This window comes from Novipirellula sp. (genome assembly GCF_041583735.1).
Lineage (GTDB): Bacteria > Planctomycetota > Planctomycetia > Pirellulales > Pirellulaceae > Novipirellula.
Genome location: NZ_JBFHFD010000885.1, coordinates 1 through 2776 on the forward strand (window position 1 = coordinate 1; position 2776 = coordinate 2776).

The window sequence follows — 2776 nt, forward strand, 5'->3', positions numbered from 1 at the left end:
CCCATCAAAAATGGAACGATGACACCGATCGTTCCACCCTCCCAATCCATGGTGCTAATACTATCGGCTGTAGGGAAGGCAGAACTAAACCGGATTCATCCTCGCCAAGGATTTTTTTTGCGGATCAGGCAAATCGGAAGCCAGCCACCCGCCAGAGCTATGGCCGGGTGTTCATCAATCGAAAAAGGGTGCGGTCATAGCGAAAGTCACTAACATTCCCGCTGGCTAGCCGCCCCGGGGCGAGTTGCTCTTGGCGAGCTTCGCCCCTTCGATTCAAGTGCCGCGGGGCGATTCAAGTGCCGCGGGGCGATTCAAGTGCTGCGGGGCCGATTAGCGGTGTGCCCCATCGCAACCTGCATCACAATGATGGCGTGCCGCCAAATTCCGCTTACCTAGCACACAACTTTCGCATTGACCGCGATTATTGCACTCGCATCGGTTGTGGATATGTTTGTGATGCTTATCGCAGTGCTGCTGACGCTCGAGCGCGTAACCGTCCCAAAGGTGAGCGTTACACGGATCGCCACGAAAATATTGGCGAAGCGTCGAGGTGGGCAACACAGGCACTTCGTGCGGCTTGCAGATATACGCGGGTTCACAAGTGGTCCGCGACGCACATCCATGGTTGCAACCGCGGTGCCCACACGAGCAAGCGGCATCGTCTTCGATCATCCCATAAGCCATCGGCGGCTGATCCGCTGCGATCACCGGTGCTGGAATGTTCACCGCATCGGGTAGCAACAGGCTAGCCGATCCAGCGTTGGAAGTTTGTGACCGCTGCGGGTCTCGCACCGGTGCGGGGATCAGTGGTGCCGGCTGAAGTTGGTCCGATGTGGTCGGGTCCGCAACGGGAGTTGGCGAATTGCGATCGCTCAAACTCTCGACGGCCTCTTGGTCTGAATCGACATCCGAAACGAACTGAGTAGGCCGATCGATCGCGGGATCCTCGCCGACCATCGGCGCATCGGCAAAAGTTAGACTATCGAGCAAAACGTCAAGATCGCTCTCGGCGTGCACGCGTGTTACCAAGGTTGCTGAACAAACCATCGCTATCGCTGCGAGTGCAGCGGGAGTTCGCTTAAGCATAGAATGAACTTCCATGTTGAGAGGGAAAGAGGGGGGAAACGCGATCGAGACGTTCTCGGCCGCGAACAGCCGCACCTCGTTTCATCCCCCTTTGCAGCGAGTCGATCCGAGTTGCGAAGCACCGAGATGAATCCTGGGCATCCTGGCACCTAAACAAGCATGGCCGCGCGTCAAGCGGTTGGCAAATAAAAGCAAATTTTTTGCCGACGAAAAGACCTTACTACCCCACTGGAATCGTTGCCGTCGCGAAGGTTTCCCGAAACCGATCAATCGCTGTCAACGCACTAGTTTGCCACCCGAGCCCACCCTGATTGTGTTTGAACAAAAAGAACGCGCCGCCTAATGGGTCGTTCCGAGCAACGCGTTTTCAATCCGGCTCATTCGTTCAGGATCGAGGATTTTTCCCCCCATCCGATCCGAGACATAAAAGACGTCGGCGACTTGATCCAAATGCGTATCAATTTTGGCAAAGTGCAACACGACATCCATCTCTGCGAAAGTCGCGGCGACACGGTACAACAACCCCACTTCGTCATAGGCAAACAACGAAACGATGGTAAATCGGTCGACGGTATCGTTGTCAAACGTCACCTTGGTGGGCAACACATTGACCTGATCCCCTTCGCTATTTTGGGTCGACCATTTTCGTGGGTGAGCCGGCAGCGGTTTGTCGGGCGAATCAAGCAGCTTACAAACACGCAATTGCAGTTCTTCGATGCGATGGCTCGGTGGGCATTCGGGGTAGAGCGGGTCAGCGACCCAAAAATCATCCCAGGCCAAATCCTCGCCAACAGTCTCCACTTGCGCACGCAAAATAGAAAGCCCAGCGGTCGTGAACGCTCCGGTGGCACGCGCGAATGTGCCAATCGACTGCTGCGGTTCGCGACGAACGACGGTGTAACGCATCGCCGAAAAGACCGGATCGAAACACGCCAGACAAATCGACTCACTGTTTGAATTGAGTTTATCGGCAACGTCACACAGTTGTTGGGCGAGTTGCTCGGGTTCGCTTCGCGTCAACAGCGAAAGGGGCAGCGTTTCAAGTAACTGAGAACAGCTGTCGGGAGCACGATTGGCTTTAAGACGTTTCTGCACATCGGCTCGGATCAGATCGATCTCGGGATCATCTTCGCTGCCGGGCAAATTACCCGTATCAAAATAACGCCGCGTACGAACATACAGCTCTTCGATCAGATTCAATTTCCAATCGGTCAACACGTCGGGGCCAACCGCTTGTAAATCGGCCACCGCGTGAACGATCAACAATTCGAGTCGTCGAATCGAGCCCACTTCGGCGGCGAACGAGAGTACGATTTGAGGATCGCTGAGGTCATGTCGAAACGCGATGACATTGACAAGCAGATGCTTTAGCACGAGCCAGTGCAGCGTCTCGGCTGACGCCCGATCGAGCCCCAACCGTTCCGCTGTTTCCAATGCGATACGAGCGCCCACGATACAGTGATCTTCTTCGTAACCTTTACCGATATCATGAATAAGCAAGGCAAGGTGCAGCAATCCCTTGTCTTTGAGTCGTCGATAGCGGCGTCCCATCGCGGTGGGTTGATCTTGCAAATCGGTCGCCGCTTCGACCGAGCGAATGCAATGCACGTCGACGGTAAATTTGTGATAGGCATTGAACTGCAGCAATCCACGCGTCCGTTCGAACGCAGGAATGAACTGCTCAATGATC

General features: G+C 55.0%; 2 protein-coding genes. Both read right to left on the minus strand.

The annotated features are described in order from the left end of the window. Positions 1 to 330 precede the first annotated feature (330 nt). Positions 331 to 1086 (minus strand): hypothetical protein, encoded by a 756-nt coding sequence (locus ABX962_RS34150; RefSeq protein WP_372726133.1) that lies wholly within the window; start codon positions 1084 to 1086, stop codon positions 331 to 333. A 339-nt stretch (positions 1087 to 1425) separates the two neighbouring features. Then, a partial coding sequence (locus ABX962_RS34155) for an HD domain-containing protein (RefSeq protein WP_372726134.1) occupies positions 1426 to 2776 on the minus strand: 1351 nt, incomplete at its 5' end.